Source organism: Actinocrispum sp. NPDC049592 (assembly GCF_040675465.1).
Classification (GTDB): Bacteria; Actinomycetota; Actinomycetes; order Mycobacteriales; family Pseudonocardiaceae; genus Kibdelosporangium.
In genome coordinates this window covers 188,598-205,692 of record NZ_JBFAPA010000019.1, presented here as the reverse complement: position 1 = coordinate 205,692, position 17,095 = coordinate 188,598, and the positions used below count along the sequence as shown (strand labels likewise).

Sequence of the window (17,095 nt, the reverse complement as noted above, 5' to 3'; positions counted from 1 at the left end):
GGCGTGCTGGTGAAAGCCGGTGATGACACCGTCGTCCGGCGCGGGTCCGGGGCGCGCCCTTGGCAGACCCTGGTGACCCACGTGGGGACACCGGGCTAGGGACACGTGCCCGCCACCAGGGGTGCGGATCGCGCAACACGTGATCGCCACGGCCGGGTGGTGCATCATGGGGTGGCCCGCGCTGATCGCAGTGGGCTCCTGGGACCGCGCGGTGGTGGTGATGTCGGGCAGTGATCGTCGGCGCGGGCTGCGGGGCAGGCGTGGCGAATGTGCGGCGCTGGACCGGTTGCTGACGGACACCAGGTCGGGCCGCAGCCAGGTGCTCGTGCTGCGCGGCGAGGCCGGGATCGGCAAGTCCGCCCTGGTGGACTACCTGGTCGGGACCGCGACGGGCTGCCAGATCGCGCGTACCGGCGGCGTCGAGTCGGAGATGGAGCTGGCGTTCGCCGGGGTCCACCAGCTGTGCGCGCCGGTCATGGGGTACCTCGATCGCCTGCCCGCACCGCAGCGGGACGCGCTGGCCGTCGCGTTCGGGATGAGCACGGGCAGCGCGCCGGACCGGTTCCTGGTCGGCCTGGCGGTGCTCAACCTGCTGGCCGAGGGAACCGAGGACGGGCCCCTGGTCTGTGTGGTGGACGACGCCCAATGGCTCGACCGGGTGTCCGCGCAGACGCTGGCCTTCGTCGCGCGCCGGCTGCTCGCCGAACGGGTGGCGCTGGTGTTCGCGGTGCGCGAGTCCGCGCTCGGCCCGGGTGACGACCAGCTGGCCGGGTTGCCGGAGCTGGTGGTGCACGGCCTGCGTGACGCGGACGCACGGGCGCTGGTGGACTCGGCGGTCCTGGGCCGCGTCGACGAACGCGTCAAGGACCGGATCGTGGCCGAGGCCCGCGGCAACCCGTTGGCGCTGCTGGAGCTGCCGCGCGGGCTGACCGGGACGGAGCTGGCGGGCGGGTTCGCCCGCCCGGATGTGCGGCCGCTGGCCAGCCAGATCGAGGAGAGCTTCCTGCGCCGGATCGCGTCGCTTCCGGCGGCGGCCCAACGGCTTCTGCTGGTGGCCGCCGCGGAACCGGTGGGCGACGTGCCGTTGCTGAGGCAGGCGGCCGCGCTGCTCGGCATCGGGACGCAAGCCGAGGCGGCCGCCGAGACCGCCGGGCTGATCGAGTTCGACGCGCTGGTGCGGTTCCGGCATCCGCTGGTGCGTTCGGCGGCCTACCGCGCGGCGGACCCCGCGGACCGCCGGGACGTGCACCGTGCGCTCGCGGAGGCGACCGATCCCGGATCCGACCCGGACCGCCGCGCCTGGCATCGCGCCCACGCCGCGGTCGAACCGGACGAGGCCGTGGCAAGTGAACTGGAACGGTCCGCCGACCGGGCCCAGGCCCGCGGCGGTGTCGCCGCGGCCGCGGCGTTCCTGACCCGGGCGGCCGGGCTGACGCCGGATCCCGCCACGCGGGCCACGCGGGCGGTGGCGGCGGCCCAGGCCACGTTCGAGGCCGGCGCCTACGACACGGCGCTGGAACTGCTCGCCGCCGCAGAGATGGCCACGTTGGACGAACTACAGCGCGGGCGGCTGGCGCGGCTGCGCGCTCAGATCGTCTTCGCGCGCAGGCGTGGCGGCGATGCCGTGCCGTTGCTGCTCGACGCGGCCGGACGGCTGGCAGGCCAGGACGACGGACAGGCACGCGAGGCGTATCTCGAAGCACTCGGCTCGGCGATCTTCGCCGGCCGCCTCCTTGGTGCCGGCGGGGTGCGGCAGGTGGCCGAGGCCGCCCGCGCGGCACTGCGGGCGCCGCAGCCACCATCCCCGGCGGACGCCCTGCTGGACGGCCTCGCGGCCCGGTACGCCGAGGGCTATGTCGAGGGTGCGGCGCTGCTGAAGCAGGCCCTCTCGCTGTTCCGGCGGGATGCCGGGCGCGACAACGACGACATCATGCGCTGGCTCTGGCTGGCGTGGCCGGTCGCCGCCGACATGTGGGACGACGAGACCTGGTATGAACTGAGCACCCATGCCGTCCATGCGGCTCGTGAGACCGGTGCACTCAACTTCCTGCCCCTGGCGCTGACCTACCGCGCCGCTGTGCATGTGCACGCCGGCGAGTTCGACCTGGCCTCGACCTTGGTCGAGGAGTCCGACGCGATCACCAAGGCGACCGGCAACTCGCCCCTGGCGTATGCCTCGCTGCTGCTGGTCGCCTGGCGTGGCGAAGACGCCAGGGCGGTGGACGAGATCGAGGCCATGTACCTGTGGGCGACCACTTGGGGAGAAGGCCGGGCGATCGGGTCGGGCAACTACCTGATCGCCCTGCTGCACAACAGCCGCGGTCAGTACCAGGCCGCCCTGGCCAGTGCTCAACGGGCATGCGAGCACGACGACCTGGCGGGCTTCGGGTTCTCCCTGGTCGAGCTGATCGAGGCGGGTGCCCGCGGTGATGCCCCACAGCAGGCGGCGGCCGCCCTGGAACTCCTCGAACAACAGGCCACCGCCAGCGGCACGGACTGGGCCCGCGGTGTGCTGGCCCGGTCGAGAGCGTTGCTCAGCCAGGGCCAGGCCGCCGACCTGCTGTACCGCGAGGCCATCGAACGCCTCGCCCGCAGCCGGGTCGCCGTGTACCTCGCGCGCACCCACCTGGTGTACGGCGAGTGGCTGCGCCGCGAGAACCGGCGTCTCGAAGCGCGCGAGCAGCTGCGTACCGCCTACGAGATGCTGAACAGGTTCGGCGCCACCGCCTTCGCCGACCGTGCGCGGCGGGAACTGCTGGCCACCGGCGAGTCGGTCCGGCAGCGGGCGGTCGAGGTCCGGGAGGTGCTCACCGCGCAGGAGGCCCAGATCGCCCGGCTCGCCGGGGACGGCCGGACGAACGCCGAGATCGGCGCGGAGCTGTTCGTCAGCGCGCGCACGGTCGAATGGCACCTGCGCAAGGTGTTCACCAAGCTCGAGGTCAACTCCCGCAAGGAGCTGCGCGGAGCGCTGACCGGCACCCACTGAGCCGGGCCGGTGTCACAAATCCGGGGTCCTGCCAGGTCCTAGTTGCAGCACATCTGCACGGGATTTGGGACAGGAGCGGGACATGGGACAGCCACGAGGGAAGGGCCTGCCGGTCGTCGTGGGCATCGACGGGTCGTCGTCGGCGCTCGAAGCCGCCCGGTGGGCAGCCCGCGAAGCGGCGCGCCGCGGCACCTCGGTGGACCTGGTCAGCGCCTTCGGCTTCGCCGCGACAAGGCACATCGGCGACCCGGGCGTGGGTGGAGACTTCCGCGAGGCACTGATGGGCCGCAGCCGCGACGATCTCGCGGCGGCCGCCGGCGCGGCCGCACAGGCCGCCCCGGACATAGCCATCTCCCAGCGGGTGGCCGACGGATTCCCGGTACCGGCGCTGGCCGCCGAGTCGGCCGGGGCGGCACTGGTGGTCATCGGTGACCGCGGCCTCGGCGGGTTCACGTCGCTGCTGGTCGGCTCGGTCGCGATCGGTCTGGTCGCCCGAGCGCACTGCCCGGTCGTGGTCGTGCGCGGTGATCACCGGTCCGACGCCGGCCCGGTTGTGGTCGGTATCGACGGCTCGGAGATCAGCGATGCGGCGCTGGCGTTCGCCGTGCAGGCCGCGGATGCGCGGAAGGTGCCGTTGATCGCCGTGCACGCCTGGATCGACACCCCGATCCAGAGCGCCTTGGCGCCCCTGGTGGACGTGGACGCCGTCGACGCCGGTGAACGCGAGGTGCTCGACGAGCGGCTGGCCGCGTGGGTGGCGAAGTATCCCGGCCTCACGGTGCGGCGCGTGGTCGTCCGGGACAAGCCCGCGCACGCGTTGATCCAACAGACGACACACACCACCGCTCAGCTGCTCGTCGTCGGGTCACACGGCCGGGGAAGCGCCGCCGGCCTCCTGCTCGGCTCGGTCGGCAACGCGGTGCTGCACCACTCACCCTGCCCGGTCGCCGTCGTCCGCCCCGAGGAGTGGTGATCGCTACACGCCCAGCTGGGGGAGATCACCTTCGACACATGGCTTGCCCAGCAGTGACCACCACGACCAGAGGAGATCCGATGACCACGGCAACCACGACCCCGATCCGCGGTTACCTCGCGGGCACCTGGGACATCGATCCGGTCCACTCCGAAGTCGCCTTCACCGTCCGGCACATGATGGTGAGCAAGGTCCGCGGCCGGTTCCGCAGCTTCTCCGGCACGATCGTGACCGGCGCCGACGTGACCGACTCGACCGTCATCGCGTCCATCGAGGCCGCCTCGGTCGACACCGGCAACGTGCTGCGCGACCGGCACGTGCGCTCGGCCGACTTCTTCGACGCCGACCACTATCCACTGTGGACATTCCGGTCCACGGCCGTCCGGGCCGGCGGACACGGCCTGGTGGTGGACGGCGACCTGACGATCAAGGGCGTCACCCGGTCGGTCCCGCTGAAGCTCGAGGTGAACGGCATCGGGCCGGACGACAGCGGCGGCACCCGCGCCGGTGTTTCCGCGTCGGCCACATCAACCGCAACGACTTCGGCGTCGACATCAAGCTGCCGCTCGACGGCGGTGGCGTCGTCGTGAGCGACGAGGTGCGGATCACCCTGGAGATCGAGGCGGTGCTGCGCCCGGTCACACCTGATCGGCCCGGACGACCATCTCGGTGACGGCCACCCGCCGGTCCCGTGTGACGGCATAGGCGATCGCGTCAGCGATGTCCTGCGGCGGCACGGGCTCGGTACCGGGCTGGACCACGCCGACCCGGATGTGTTCGGCGCGCAGTTCCTGGCGCAGCGACTCGGTGAACCCGGTGAGGCCGAACCTGGTCAGCGTGTGCACGCTGCCGCCCGGCTGGGCGACGCGCCCGGCGGTCGAGCCGATGTTCACCAGGTCGGCCACCCGCCGCGGCGAGGTCGCGGCCGCGTCGATCAGGTACGGCACCGCAGCGTGCGTGACGTGCAGGAGCGCGGACACGTTGAGCGAGATCATCTGGTCCCAGTCCGCGATCGGGGCGTGCAGCGCGGTGCCGAGCACCATCACACCGGCGTTGTTGACCAGGATGTCCAGGCGGCCGAGCCGGTCGTGCGTGTCCTCCACCGCCTGACGGGCCAGCCGGGGCGAGGTGATGTCGGCCGGCACCGCGATGGCGTGGCCGCCGAGCGTCCTGACGTCGTTCGCGACCCGGTCGAGGCGGTTCTGCTGCCGGGCGACCAGGGCGACCGCCGCACCCTCCCGGGCGAGGCGCTGTGCGGTCGCGGCGCCGATCTCACTGGTGGCGCCGGTGATGAGCGCGACGGCCCCGTCCAGCGGGCGACCGGACATGGCTGCCTCATTTCCCTGGCGACGGGATCGATGTGTTCAGACTCGTCCGTCCGGTGCCGCGACGACCCAGGGGCTGTCCCTGGTCCCCGGGGACCAGGGATACCCAGGGGCGGTCACCTGGTGCGCAGCAAGGCGTCCCGCAGCTGCCGGCGGGAGGTGATGGACAGCTTGGTGAAGATGTTGCGCAGGTGCCACTCGACCGTGCGCGGGCTGAGGTAGAGCCGCGCGCCCACCTCCGCGTTGGACAGGCCGTCACGGACGAGCAGCGCGATCTGCTTCTCCTGCGGGGTGAGCTCGTCGCCCGAGGACCGGTCCGGAGTGCGCTTCTGCAGTTTCTCCCCGCTGGCCAGCAGCTCACGGCGGGCACGTTCGGCGAACCCGGCCATGCCGATCGAGTCGAGCATGTCGTAGGCGATGCGCAGGTGCTGCCGTGCGTCGACGCGCCGGGACTGCCGGCGCAGCCATTCGCCGTAGAGCAGGTGGGCCCGGGCCAGTTCGGGCCGCAACCGCGTCCGGCCGAGCCGCTCGATGGCCTCACGGTAGAGGTCCTCCGCGACGGCCTCGTCGCTCAGCAGCGCCCGGCACCGGGCGAGGGTGCCCTGCGCCCAGTCGGTGTCGTAGGCGTGCGCGCTGTCCGTCAGGCGTTCGAATGCGCCGCGGGCGATCCTGTCGTCCTCCACGCGCACGGCCGCCTCGATCAGCTCCGGCTCGACCCGCGCCGACACGATCAGCCGAGCGACCCGGGTACCGGCCTGGGCCGCCGACAGCGCTTCCTCGTACCGCGCCAGGCCGTTGTAGAGAACCGAGGCAGCCCAGTGCGCGGCCGGCGCGCCATCCGTTCCCGCCTGCTCGTTCGCGGCCGCGATCAGCTCAGCCGCCTCGACTTCCTTGCCCTGCATGGCTTTGACGATGAGCGCGGTGTACGAGGCGATGTGCGTGCCAGTGGTGGCCGCGACGGCGCCGGACTCCTCGACGATCCCGGCCGCCGCGGCGAAGTCCCCGGTCAACGAGGTCGCGGAGCCCAGCAGGTCGAGGTAGATCGGCAGCTCGGCCAGGACGCCCGCGGTGCTGGTCACCCGGGCCGCCCTGGCAGCCGTGTCGCGCATGATCTGCTCGTCCCAGACCGCGGGGCTCACCTCGCCGGCGGCCCAGCCCCACCTCAGCAGGTCCGGCTCGGGCAGCTCCACCAGTGCGGCCATCGCGCCACGCAAGGCGGTGGCCGCGGCGCCCCAGCCTTCGGTGACCAGCTTCGAACAGCCCGCGAGGACGAGGTCGATCGGCCGCGAACCACGCCGCGGCGCGGGAAGATCCCGGATCGCCCGGGAGATCGTCAGCAGGCAATCGCCGTCCGCGCCCCGGACCGCGGCGCCCCACGCGAGCAGGTAGGTCTCCCGGGCCAGGTCCAGGTCGAACGGCTCCAGCCGCCGCGCGGCAGCCAGCAGCATGGCGGGCGCCTCGTCATCACGGCCCGACACATAGGCGATGCGGCTGCGGACCAGCTCCGCCCGGGCCCGCAGGAACTCGCTGGGCGCGTCGAGGTCCGCGATGTCGGCGAGTCTGCGCGCGGTGGCGAGGTCACCCGCGCGGGCGCTGGCATCCCCCGCTGCGACAGCACGTTCGGCCCGCCGCGAGGTGTCGATGGTCAACGCGACCGACCGCTGCAGGAACGCGGCCGCGGCGGCCAGCCCGCCACGGGCCTGCGCGCGGTCCGCGGACCGCTCGAGCTCCGCGGCCACGATCTCGTCCGGTCCGGCGGTGGCGGACGCCAGGTGCCAGGCACGGCGGTCCGGGTCGGCCTCCCGATCGGTCACCTCGGCCAGCGCCAGGTGCACCGCCCGGCGGTCTTCCTCACCGGCCGCCCGGTACACCGCCGACCGCACCAGCGGGTGCCGGAAGACCACGCGGACGTCCAGCGACAGCAGCCGGTCCGCGTCGCCTTCCAGTGCCGCCGCCGGTGTTACACCGAGCAGTTCCGCCGCGCGCCACACCAGGGTCGGGTCGCCGACGGGCTCCGCGGCGGCGACCAGCAGGAGCAGCCGGCTGTGCGCGGGCAGCTTCTCGATCCGCGCCAGGAAGCCCTGTTCGGCCCGGCTGGGCACACTGCCGGCCTTCAGCAGCCCGAACCCGCCCGCCAGCTCGGTGACCGTCAGCTCGCGGGGCAGTTCCAGCAGGGCACGCGGGTTGCCCCGGGCCTCTGCCACGATCCGGTCGCGGATGTGCTGGTCGAGGCGGGCGTGGGTGGCCGAGTCCAGCAGGGCGTGGGCATCGGCGTTGCCCAGCCCGGTGAGCTCCAGCTCGGGCAGGCCGAGCAGGTCCTGAACCCGTTGGCGGCCGGCGAAGACGAGACCGACCGGTTGCGCGGGCAGCCTGCGGGCCACGAAACCCAGGACCTGCGCCGAGGCCCGGTCCATCCAGTGGGCGTCGTCGACCAGGCACAGCACCGGAGCCTCCCGTGCGGCCCCGGCGAGCAGGCCGAGAACCCCGAGCCCGACCGGGAAGCGGGCCGGCGGATCGCCTGCCCGCAGCCCGAACACCGTGCTGAGCGCGTCCCGGTGCAGGTCCGGCAGTTCGGCCAGCCGGTCCAGCAGCGGCGCGCACAACTGGTGCAGGGTCGCGAACGGCAGCTCCATCTCGGCCTCGGCACCGGTCGCGCGCAGCACGAGCAGATCCGCCGCCGAACCCGCCAGATACTCCAGCAGCGCGGACTTTCCCATGCCCGGCGGCCCGTGGACCACCAGCACGCGGCTTTCCCCGGCGCGGACGGCCGCGACCGCCTGATCGAGCAGCGCACCTTCCGATCCGCGTCCGACCAGTCCGCCATGCCCTCGAAACGCCACCGTTGCCCGCCTTCGCCACGATCGAACCGTGGTGGTCAACCCGGGACCCGCGAAGAGGGAGACGGCTGTGGTGAAGGCCGATCCGTTCCTCGTCCGCCCGGCGAGCACGGAGCTGGGGCAGCCCCCTACCCATCGTGCACATTAGCGCAGGTAGGCAAGGCTTGTGCCGGACCGCGCGGCGCGGTCCGGCAGGTTCACCGGCTCAACTCGCCGGCACGGCCGCCTTCGCGGCCTGGTCGATGAACCGCGAGACGGTCCTGGGGTCCGACATCAGACCGAGGTGGCCGGCGTTGTACTCGGTGATCGTGGCGTGGGCCTTCTTGGCCATGCCCAGCTGCACGGCGTACGGGATGATCTTGTCCTTGGTGCCGACGAGGCTCCAGGACGGGATGGTCCGCCAGGCCGGCACCCCGGAGGTCTCGGCGAGCCCGCCGAAAGCGGCCGGGCGCTGGGTGGCCGCCACGAGTGCCTTGTCAGCGGCGGTCAACCCGTCGGCGAACGACGTGAAGACCGTCGTCCTCTTGAGGTACAGGTCGGTGGTCGGCGTGGGCGGCAGGGTGGCGGGCACGAAGGTGAACACCGTCGCCGGATCCGCCGAGAGCGCGGAGTCCGGTCCCGCGAGCGCCAGCGGGCTCTCGCCCTCGTCGGGCGCGAAGGCGTTGACGTACACGAGGGCCTTGACGTTCGGCAGCCCGGTGGCCGCGTTGGTGATCACGGCCCCGCCGTACGAGTGACCGACGAGCACGATCGGCCCCGTCACCGTCTGCAGGAAGGCCCGCACGTTCGCGGCATCGCCGGACAGCGACCGCAGGTTGTTGGGAATGGCCGCGACCGTGTAGCCCTCGTGCTGGAGCCGCTCGATGACGGCGGTCCAGCTCGAGCCGTCCGCCCAGGCGCCGTGCACCAGCACGATGGTGGGCTTCGGCTTCCCCGGCCGGTTCTCCTTGGCGGCGACGGCGCCCTGCGCCGGGCTGACGCTCAACGCGACGAAGGCGGCGGCCAGCACGAGGATCGCCATGGCGCTGGGCCGGCGGGTCCTGGTGCGCAGAACGAAGGAACTGAAGGGACTGGTCATGGTCTGGTCCTGTTCTGGTTGACGGTCCACACCTGCGTAAGACCCGGCGACCAGTCCGCCGCGTGACACCGCTTCCCGCGGGCACCATCGGCCACTCCGCATCCGGGGCCACCTACTATGGCCCCGGGCCGGACGGCCGACTGGGCCATTCGGTCGAGGGAGGGAACGGGGGCACGTGGTGTGGCAGTTCGGTCCGTACCGGATGGAGGGGCTGATCGCGAGCGGCGGGATGGGCGAGGTCCATCGCGCGTATGACACCCGGCACGACCGGGTGGTCGCGGTCAAGCTGCTCGCCGACCGCGCCGCGACCGACGAGGAGTTCCGCGAGCGGTTCAAGCGGGAGTCCCAGGCGGCGGCCCGGTTACGGGAGCCGCACGTCATCCCGATCCACGCCTACGGCGAGATCGACGGCCGGCTGTACCTCGACATGCGGCTGGTCGAGGGCAAGGACCTCAGCAAGACGCTCGCCGCGCAGGGCCCGATGCGGCCGTCGGACGCGGCCGACCTGATCGGCCAGATCGCCGGCGCGCTCGACGCGGCACACGCCGAAGGCCTGGTGCACCGCGATGTCAAACCGTCGAACGTCGTGGTGGGCACCGGCGGGTTCGCCTACCTCATCGACTTCGGCATCGCCCGGCACACCGGCGCGTCCGGCGACATCACCGGGACCGGGGACACCGTGGGCACGCTCGCGTACATGGCGCCGGAGCGGTTCGGCTCCGCGCCGGTGGACCACCGGGTGGACGTCTACTCCCTGGCGTGTGTGTTCTTCCAGTGCCTCACCGGGTCCAAGCCGTTCACCGCGCAGAACGCGCTCGGCCTGATGTACGCCCACCTCAACCACGAGCCGCCGAAACCCAGTGCGGTCCGGCCCGAGCTGGGCGACGCGTTCGACGACGTCATCGCCAAGGGCATGGCCAAGAACCCGGACGAGCGGTTCGCCAGCGCGGGTGAGCTGGCCACGGCGGCGCGGCGCGCGCTGAACGTCCCGCCCACCAAGCGAATGGCTCCCGTCCACGTCGAACCCGTTGCGCCGCAACCCATCGCAGCCATAGCGCCGCCACACACCGGCACCCATCCGTCGCCACACACTGGCGCGCTTGCGTCGCCACACACTGCAGCGGCTGCGCCGGCGCGCACAGGTGGCCGCAGGCGGTGGTTCATCGCGGCCGGGGTCGTGGGCGTCGCCGGGCTGGTGGCGGTGGGCGCGCTCGTTCTGCCCAGGCTCGGCGGTCCCACACCGAGGACTTCCGCCGGCTCGGGCACCACGGCGAATGTCACCGCGGCTCCGGTCGCCGACCTTGGCCTCGAAACCCCGCTGAGCACGCCCGCGTGCAACGGCGGCTACATCGTGATCGTCGGCTCGGCGGTCACCCCGGCGCACTACGCCACGGCGGTCCAGCAGTTCCTCAAGGACAACCCCGGTTCGAAGTACCTGCACGCGCCATCCACCGGCTGCGCCTCGCTGCGGACCCGGCTGAACGGCGCCGACATCTACTCGGTGTTCTACGGTCCCTTCCAGACCAAGGAAAAGGCCTGCGGTAAGCGGGCCGCCACGGGCGGTGACTCGTTCGTCCGGCGCCTCGACAACACCTCCGCGCCCGACCGCGCCATCAGCTGCCAGCCCGGGTAGTGCCACCGGGGCCGCTCATCCTTTGGATCCACCCGGAATCCACCCTCGGTTCGATACGTTCGCCGAAACGACGTGGAAGGCTTCCGCCATACTGCTGGCGCTGGCGTCAGTCCTGGTGTCCGTTGCTCGAGGAGTCGTTGGTCCATGTCCATGCTCGCCAGGCTGAGCCTGCGCAACAGAAGCCTGATCGGGCTTCTCGCGATCGTGGTGCTCGGGTTCGGTGTGTTCGCACTGCCGAAGATCAAGCAGCAGCTGTTCCCGTCCCTGCAGTTCCCGCAGGCGCAGGTCATCACCGCGTACCCGGGCGCGGCGCCGTCGGCGGTCGACCAGCAGGTCACCGAGCCGCTCGAAGGCGCGCTGCAGGGCCTGAAAGGGCTCAAGGACCTGAGCTCCAGGTCCGAGGACGGCGTGTCCCGGATCACCGCGCAGTTCCAGTTCGGCACCGACATCGACGACTCCGTGTCGCGCATCCAGCAGGTGGTCAACCAGGTCCAGCCCCGGCTGCCGCAGAACTCCAGCCCGCAGATCTCGGCCGGGTCCACCGACGACCTGCCGGTCATGCTGCTCGCCGCGGGCGCGTCCGGTGACCCGCAGAAGCTCGCCCCGGCGCTGAACGACCAGGTCGCGCCCGAGCTGCGCAAGATCGACGGCGTCCGCACGGTGACCATCACCGGCGTGCAGCAGCCGCGGGTGACGATCACGCTCGACTACGCCAAGCTCGCCGCCGCGGGCGTCGATCCCGCGTCGATCGCGACGACGTTGCAGACCGCGGGAATGGCCGTTCCCGCCGGATCGCTGGCGTCGGGGGACAGGACGCTGAACGTCCAGGTCGGTGGCGGACAGACCACTGTGGACACTCTCCGCAACCTCTATCTCACACCAACGCCCCGCCCCGGTGTTCCGGCGAAACCGGTGGCCCTCGGCGAGGTCGCGGATGTCAGCACCGGGTTCGCGCCGCCGACGTCGATCACGCGCACCAACGGCAAGCCCAGCCTCGGCGTGAGCATCACCATGGTGGACAACGGAAACGCCGTCGCCATCTCGAAGGCGGTCCGCGACCGGCTGCCCGGCCTGTCGGCCAAGACCGGCGCGGACATGAACGTGGTGTTCGACCAGGGCACGCCGGTCGCGGACGCGATCAGCGGCCTGACCACCGAGGGCCTGCTCGGCCTGCTGTTCGCGGTGATCGTGATCCTGCTGTTCCTGATGTCGTTGCGCTCCACGCTGGTGACCGCGGTGTCGATCCCGATGTCGGTCGTGGTCGCGCTGATCGCGTTGTGGACCGGCGACCTGTCGCTCAACCTGCTCACCCTCGGCGCGCTGACCATCGCGATCGGCCGGGTGGTGGACGACTCGATCGTGGTGCTGGAGAACATCAAACGCCATCTCGGGTACGGCGAGGGCAAGCATCGCGCGGTGCTCGACGGCGTCCGCGAGGTGGCCGGTGCGGTGACCTCGTCCACCCTGACCACGGTCGCGGTGTTCCTGCCGATCGCGTTCGTGGGCGGGCTCGTCGGTGAGCTGTTCTCGCCGTTCGCGGTGACCATCACGGTGGCGCTGCTGGCGTCGCTGCTCGTCTCGCTGACCGTCGTGCCGGTGCTGGCGTACTGGTTCCTCAAGGCGCCCGCGACCCCGGCGGACGCTCTGGAGGCCGAGCGGGCGCGGGAGGCGGCCGTCGCCAAGGAACGCCGCAACATCCTGCAGCGCGCCTACCTGCCGGTGATCCACTTCGCCACCCGGCGGCGGCTGGTCGTGGTCCTGCTGGCGCTGGTCATCCTCGGTGGCACGTTCGGCCTGGCGGCCCGGTTGAACACGAACTTCATCGACAACGCGGGCGGCACCTCGTTGCAGATGTCCCAGAAGCTGCCCGCCGGGTCGAGCGTGGACGCCCGGCAGAAGGCGGCGGTCGCGGTCGAGCAGGCGCTGGCGGCCGAACCGGCCGTGCGGACCTACCAGGTCAGCGTCGGCGGCGCCGGGGTGTTCGGCTTCGTCGCTGGTTCGACGACCAACATCTCGATCACGGTCGCGAAGGGCACCGACCTCAACGGGTTGTCGGATCGGTTGCGCGACAAGCTGACCGGGCGCCCGGAGCTGGGTGAGATCAAGATCGGCGCGGCCGCGTCCGGCTTCAACTCCGACCAGATCTCGGTCACCGTGACCGCGCCGGACGAGGCGGCCCTCAAACCCGCGGCCGACCAGGTGCGGCAGGCGCTCACCGGGGTCTCGGGGCTGACCGAGGTGACCAGCGACCTGTCCACCGGCGCGCCACGCATCCAGGTCGAGGTGGACGCGGCCGCCGCGGCGGCACGAGGACTGTCGGCCACCGCGATCGGCCAGATCACCAGCCAGGCCATCGCCGGACGGACCGTCACGCAGCTGCCGGTGAACGGGCAGCGCACCGACATCGTGCTGCGCGCCGGAACCACACCGGCCACAGTGGACGATGTCAGGGCGCTGCCCATCCCGTCCGCCACCGGGGTCGTCCGGCTCGACCAGGTCGCCAAGGTGACCACAGTGGACGGTCCGGCCTCGGTGCACCGGACCGGCGGCGAGATCAGCACCACCGTCACGGCCAAGAACACCGGCTCGAACCTGACCAGGACCACCGCGGACATCAAGGCGAAGCTGGACGCGCTGAAGTTCACCGGTGGGGCGTCCTACCGCCTCGGCGGCGTCAGCCAGGACCAGCAGGAGGCGTTCGGGAACCTTTTCCTCGCGCTGCTGGCCGCGGTCGCGATCGTGTTCCTGATCATGGTGGCCACCTTCCGCAGTCTCATCCAGCCGCTGATCCTGCTGGTGTCCATCCCGTTCGCGGCGACCGGCGCGATCACCATGCTGCTGGTCACCGGCACCGCGCTCGGGCTGCCCGCGCTGATCGGCATGCTGATGCTGGTGGGCATCGTGGTGACCAACGCGATCGTGCTGATCGACCTGATCAACCAGTACCGGGCCGAGGGCATGAGCGTCGCCGACGCGGTGGCCGAGGGCGGGCGGCGGCGCCTGCGGCCGATCCTGATGACCGCCGCCGCGACGATCTTCGCGCTGATCCCGATGGCCCTGGGCATCACGGGGGAGGGCGGGTTCATCGGCAAGCCGCTGGCCATCACGGTGATCGGCGGCCTGATCAGCTCGACGGTGCTGACCCTCATCCTGGTCCCGACCCTGTACACGATGGTCGAGTCCGGCAAGGAGCGCCGCCGCGCCCGCCGCGAGGCCCGGCACGCCAGGACCCCCGAGTCCCTGGATCCCACCCCCACGGGCTGATCCCAGCCACCCGACAAACCTGTTTGTCTTGACATCGATGGTTGTCGGTGTGAGGGTGGGCGCATGTTGGACGTGGCTGTGATCGAGGACCCGGCGGCGGCCGTGGTGTGTCTGGATCCGGTGCGGGCCAGGTTGCTGGCCGAGCTGGCCGAGCCGGGGTCGGCGACGATGCTGGCCGGGCGGGTCGGGCTGGCCCGGCAGAAGGTCAACTACCACCTGCGCGAGCTGGAGCGGCACGGCCTGGTCGAGCTGGTCGAGGAGCGCAGGAAGGGCAACGTCACCGAGCGGGTGCTGCGGGCGACCGCGTTGTCCTATGTGATCTCGCCTGCCGTGCTGGCCGCTGTCCAGCCCGATCCGGCGCGTTCGCCGGACCGGTTGTCGGCCCGGTGGCTGCTCGCGTTGGGCGCCAAGCTGGTGCGGGATGTCGGCGCGCTGATCGAGGGCGCTGCCAAGGCCCGCAAGCAGCTGGCGACGTTCGGGCTGGACGCGCAGGTGCGGTTCGCCAGTGCGGCCGACCGGGCGGCCTTCGCGGAGGAGCTGACCAGCACGATCGCGGCGCTGGTCAGCCGGTATCACGACGAGCAGGCGCCCGGCGGCCGCGACCACCGGGTCGTGCTGGCGATGCACCCGAGCGTCAAGACCGGGCCGGAAGACGCCTGAGATGACCATGCACGAGTTCGAGATCCGCGACGAGCTCGCCCTGGCCGCCACCCCCGAGCAGGTGTGGGACGCCATCGCCACCGGCCCGGGGCTCGACTCGTGGTTCATGGGGCGCAGCCGGATCGAACCGGGGCAGGGCGGCACGAACCGGCTGGAGATGCCCGGATACACCCAGGAGTCGACGATCACCGCGTGGGAACCGGGCCGGCGCCTGGCGTTCCGCGGCGACGACCCGGACGGCACGTTCGCGGCGTTCGAGTTCCTGATCGAGGGGCGCGACGGCGGCAGCTCGGTGCTGCGCTGCGTGCACAACGGCACGCTCGTCGACGACTGGGAGGACCAGTACGACGGGATGAAGGTCGGCGACGCGATGCACCTGCGTAAGCTGGCCACCTACCTGGCGCACTTCCCGGGCCGCACGTCGAGGTTCAACCTGTTCCTGTTCGGCCCGCAGGTCGCGGACGACACCAAGGTCTGGTCCAAGTTCGCCGACGCCCTGTCGGTCGGTGAGATCACCGATGGCGCGCCGACCCGGCTGAACGTCCCCGGACTCGCGGCCACGGGCGGAACCGTCGATTTCCTGAGCGCGCCGCACTGCGTCGGCGTCCACACAGCGGACGGCATCCTGATGCTGATGAAGGGGTACCGCGACACGCTCGTCCTGGAGTACCACGGCTTCTCCGGTGACGAGGACCCGGCGGAGATCGAGGCCGCGTACCGGTCGTGGCTGAGCACCGCCTTCGCGTGATTGTCGGTGCCGGATGAGAGGCTGTCCGGCATGACTGGATCGGACCCGAAAGCGGATCTTCACCGTTACCTGCAGCGCGCCCGCGACGCCCTGCTGTGGAAGCTCGACGGGCTGTCGGAGTACGACATCCGCCGCCCGCTGACCCCGACCGGCACCAACCTGCTGGGCCTGGTCAAACACGTGGCCGGCTGCGAGCAGGGGTACTTCGGCGACACCTTCGGGCGGCCGTCCGGCGAGCCGCTGCCCTGGCTGGACGACGACGCGGAGCACAACGCCGACATGTGGGCGACCCCCGACGAGTCCCGCGAGGACATCATCGCGCTGTACCACCGGACATGGGCGCACTCCGACGCCACGATCAACACCCTCCCGCTCGATGCGATCGGCCACGTCCCGCACTGGCCGGAGGACCGCAGCGAGGTCACCCTCCACGCCATCCTCGTCCACATGGTCGCCGAGACCCAACGCCACGCCGGACACGCCGACATCGTCCGGGAAATGATCGACGGAACCGTGGGAATGCTGCAGGGCAACGACAACATGCCGCCAGAAGACCAGAAGTGGTGGGAGGACTACCGAGACCGCCTCGAGAAGGTGGCACAGGACGCCAGCTAGACCCACACCGACACCAGCCTCGTCCGCTACATCGCCATCTGGGTATGCCGCGACGAACTCACCGACTCCCGCACTCACCAGAACTTCTTCGACCCATACGCCTGACCGCCTGCCTTCGTGGCGCCGATGAAGTCACAGTTCCGCTGTTGTCCGTGGGGGTTCGTCGGCAGGTCAAGGGGGCGGGAGGGCCCTCGACGGTGCAGGATGACGACCATGACACTGCCTGCACTGCCCGAGGAGTCCTTCCAGCGTGTGCTCTGCGTCGTGGCGCACCCCGACGACATGGAGTACGGCACGTCAGCGGCCGTCGCCCGCTGGACGGCGCGGGGGATTGAGGTCGGGTATCTGCTGCTCACCCGGGGTGAGGCCGGGATGCCGAACCCGCCGGAGGAGACGGCCCGGTTGCGCAGCGCCGAGCAACAGGCCGCGTGCGCCGCTGTGGGCGTCAAGCACCTGACCATCCTGGAACATCCCGACGGCGTGCTGGTGTACGGCCTCGACCTTCGGCGGGATATCTGCCGGGAGATCCGGCGGTTCAAGCCGGATGTCGTCCTGGGCAGCGGGTATGAGGTGGACACGCCGTTCGGGTTCGACCAGGCCGACCACCGGGCGGTGGGGCTCTCGACGCTGGACGCGATCCGCGACGCGGGCAACCGGTGGGTGTTCCCGGAGCAGGTCGACGACGAAGGCCTCGAGCCGCACTCCCCGCGCTGGTACATCGTGCCCGGGCTGGCCGGTGGAGGCGCGACCCATGGCGTCGACGTCACGGGTGAACCGCTGCGCCGTGGCGTGGCTTCGCTGGAGGCACACGCCGAGTACCTGGCCGCGCTGCCGAACCACCCCGCGCCCGCGGACTTCATCCCGATGTTCGCGGCGATGAGCGGCAAGGAGATGGGGGTCGAGCACGCCGTGCTGTTCCGCGCCCGCGACCTGCAGGCACCCCCGGAGTTCCCCACCGGCACCGCGGAAGACTGAC

General features: G+C 71.5%; 12 protein-coding genes. 9 read left to right on the top strand and 3 right to left on the bottom strand.

The genetic code is table 11. The features are described from left to right. Positions 1-166 precede the first annotated feature (166 nt). The 3 genes from AB0J95_RS38670 to AB0J95_RS38660 all read left to right on the top strand — a co-directional run bounded on the left by AB0J95_RS38670 (position 167) and on the right by AB0J95_RS38660 (position 4,549). Complete coding sequence (locus AB0J95_RS38670) at positions 167-2,986, top strand: AAA family ATPase (RefSeq protein ID WP_364769630.1); 2,820 nt, start codon at positions 167-169, stop codon at positions 2,984-2,986. 82 nt (positions 2,987-3,068) lie between these two features. After that, positions 3,069-3,959 carry a universal stress protein gene (locus tag AB0J95_RS38665; RefSeq protein ID WP_364769628.1) on the top strand — a complete coding sequence of 297 codons (891 nt, stop codon included), beginning with the start codon at positions 3,069-3,071 and terminating at the stop codon, positions 3,957-3,959. An 80-nt stretch (positions 3,960-4,039) separates the two neighbouring features. Further along, the gene (locus AB0J95_RS38660; protein WP_364769626.1) at positions 4,040-4,549 is read left to right on the top strand and encodes a YceI family protein; all 510 of its coding nucleotides are present in this window, start codon (positions 4,040-4,042) and stop codon (positions 4,547-4,549) included. 48 nt (positions 4,550-4,597) lie between these two features. On the opposite strand, the gene AB0J95_RS38655 is transcribed toward AB0J95_RS38660, so the two are convergent. The 3 genes from AB0J95_RS38655 to AB0J95_RS38645 form a co-directional block, all read right to left on the bottom strand. Then, on the bottom strand, positions 4,598-5,287 hold the full coding sequence (locus AB0J95_RS38655; protein ID WP_364769624.1) for an SDR family NAD(P)-dependent oxidoreductase: 690 nt from the start codon (positions 5,285-5,287) through the stop codon (positions 4,598-4,600). Between the two features lie 113 nt (positions 5,288-5,400). Continuing rightward, positions 5,401-8,124: an AAA family ATPase gene (locus AB0J95_RS38650; RefSeq protein WP_364769622.1), complete on the bottom strand. Its 2,724-nt coding sequence runs from the start codon at positions 8,122-8,124 to the stop codon at positions 5,401-5,403. A gap of 202 nt (positions 8,125-8,326) precedes the next feature. Further along, on the bottom strand, positions 8,327-9,199 hold the full coding sequence (locus AB0J95_RS38645; protein ID WP_364769620.1) for an alpha/beta hydrolase: 873 nt from the start codon (positions 9,197-9,199) through the stop codon (positions 8,327-8,329). A gap of 175 nt (positions 9,200-9,374) precedes the next feature. Here AB0J95_RS38645 and AB0J95_RS38640 point away from each other — a divergent pair, with 175 nt between their 5' ends. The 6 genes from AB0J95_RS38640 to AB0J95_RS38615 all read left to right on the top strand — a co-directional run bounded on the left by AB0J95_RS38640 (position 9,375) and on the right by AB0J95_RS38615 (position 17,094). Continuing rightward, complete coding sequence (locus tag AB0J95_RS38640) at positions 9,375-10,832, top strand: protein kinase (RefSeq protein ID WP_364769618.1); 1,458 nt, start codon at positions 9,375-9,377, stop codon at positions 10,830-10,832. 144 nt (positions 10,833-10,976) lie between these two features. Further along, positions 10,977-14,096, top strand: coding sequence for an efflux RND transporter permease subunit (locus tag AB0J95_RS38635; RefSeq protein WP_364769616.1), 3,120 nt, complete (start codon positions 10,977-10,979; stop codon positions 14,094-14,096). Between the two features lie 63 nt (positions 14,097-14,159). Then, entirely contained in the window at positions 14,160-14,756 is a 597-nt protein-coding gene (locus AB0J95_RS38630; protein WP_364769614.1) for a helix-turn-helix domain-containing protein, read from the top strand. 1 nt (position 14,757) lies between these two features. Continuing rightward, complete coding sequence (locus AB0J95_RS38625; RefSeq protein WP_364769612.1) at positions 14,758-15,504, top strand: SRPBCC domain-containing protein; 747 nt, start codon at positions 14,758-14,760, stop codon at positions 15,502-15,504. Between the two features lie 30 nt (positions 15,505-15,534). Continuing rightward, a complete protein-coding gene (locus AB0J95_RS38620; protein ID WP_364769610.1) occupies positions 15,535-16,119 on the top strand; it encodes a DinB family protein in 585 nt (194 codons plus the stop codon). 204 nt (positions 16,120-16,323) lie between these two features. Beyond that, entirely contained in the window at positions 16,324-17,094 is a 771-nt protein-coding gene (locus AB0J95_RS38615) for a PIG-L deacetylase family protein (RefSeq protein WP_364769608.1), read from the top strand. Position 17,095 lies beyond the last annotated feature (1 nt).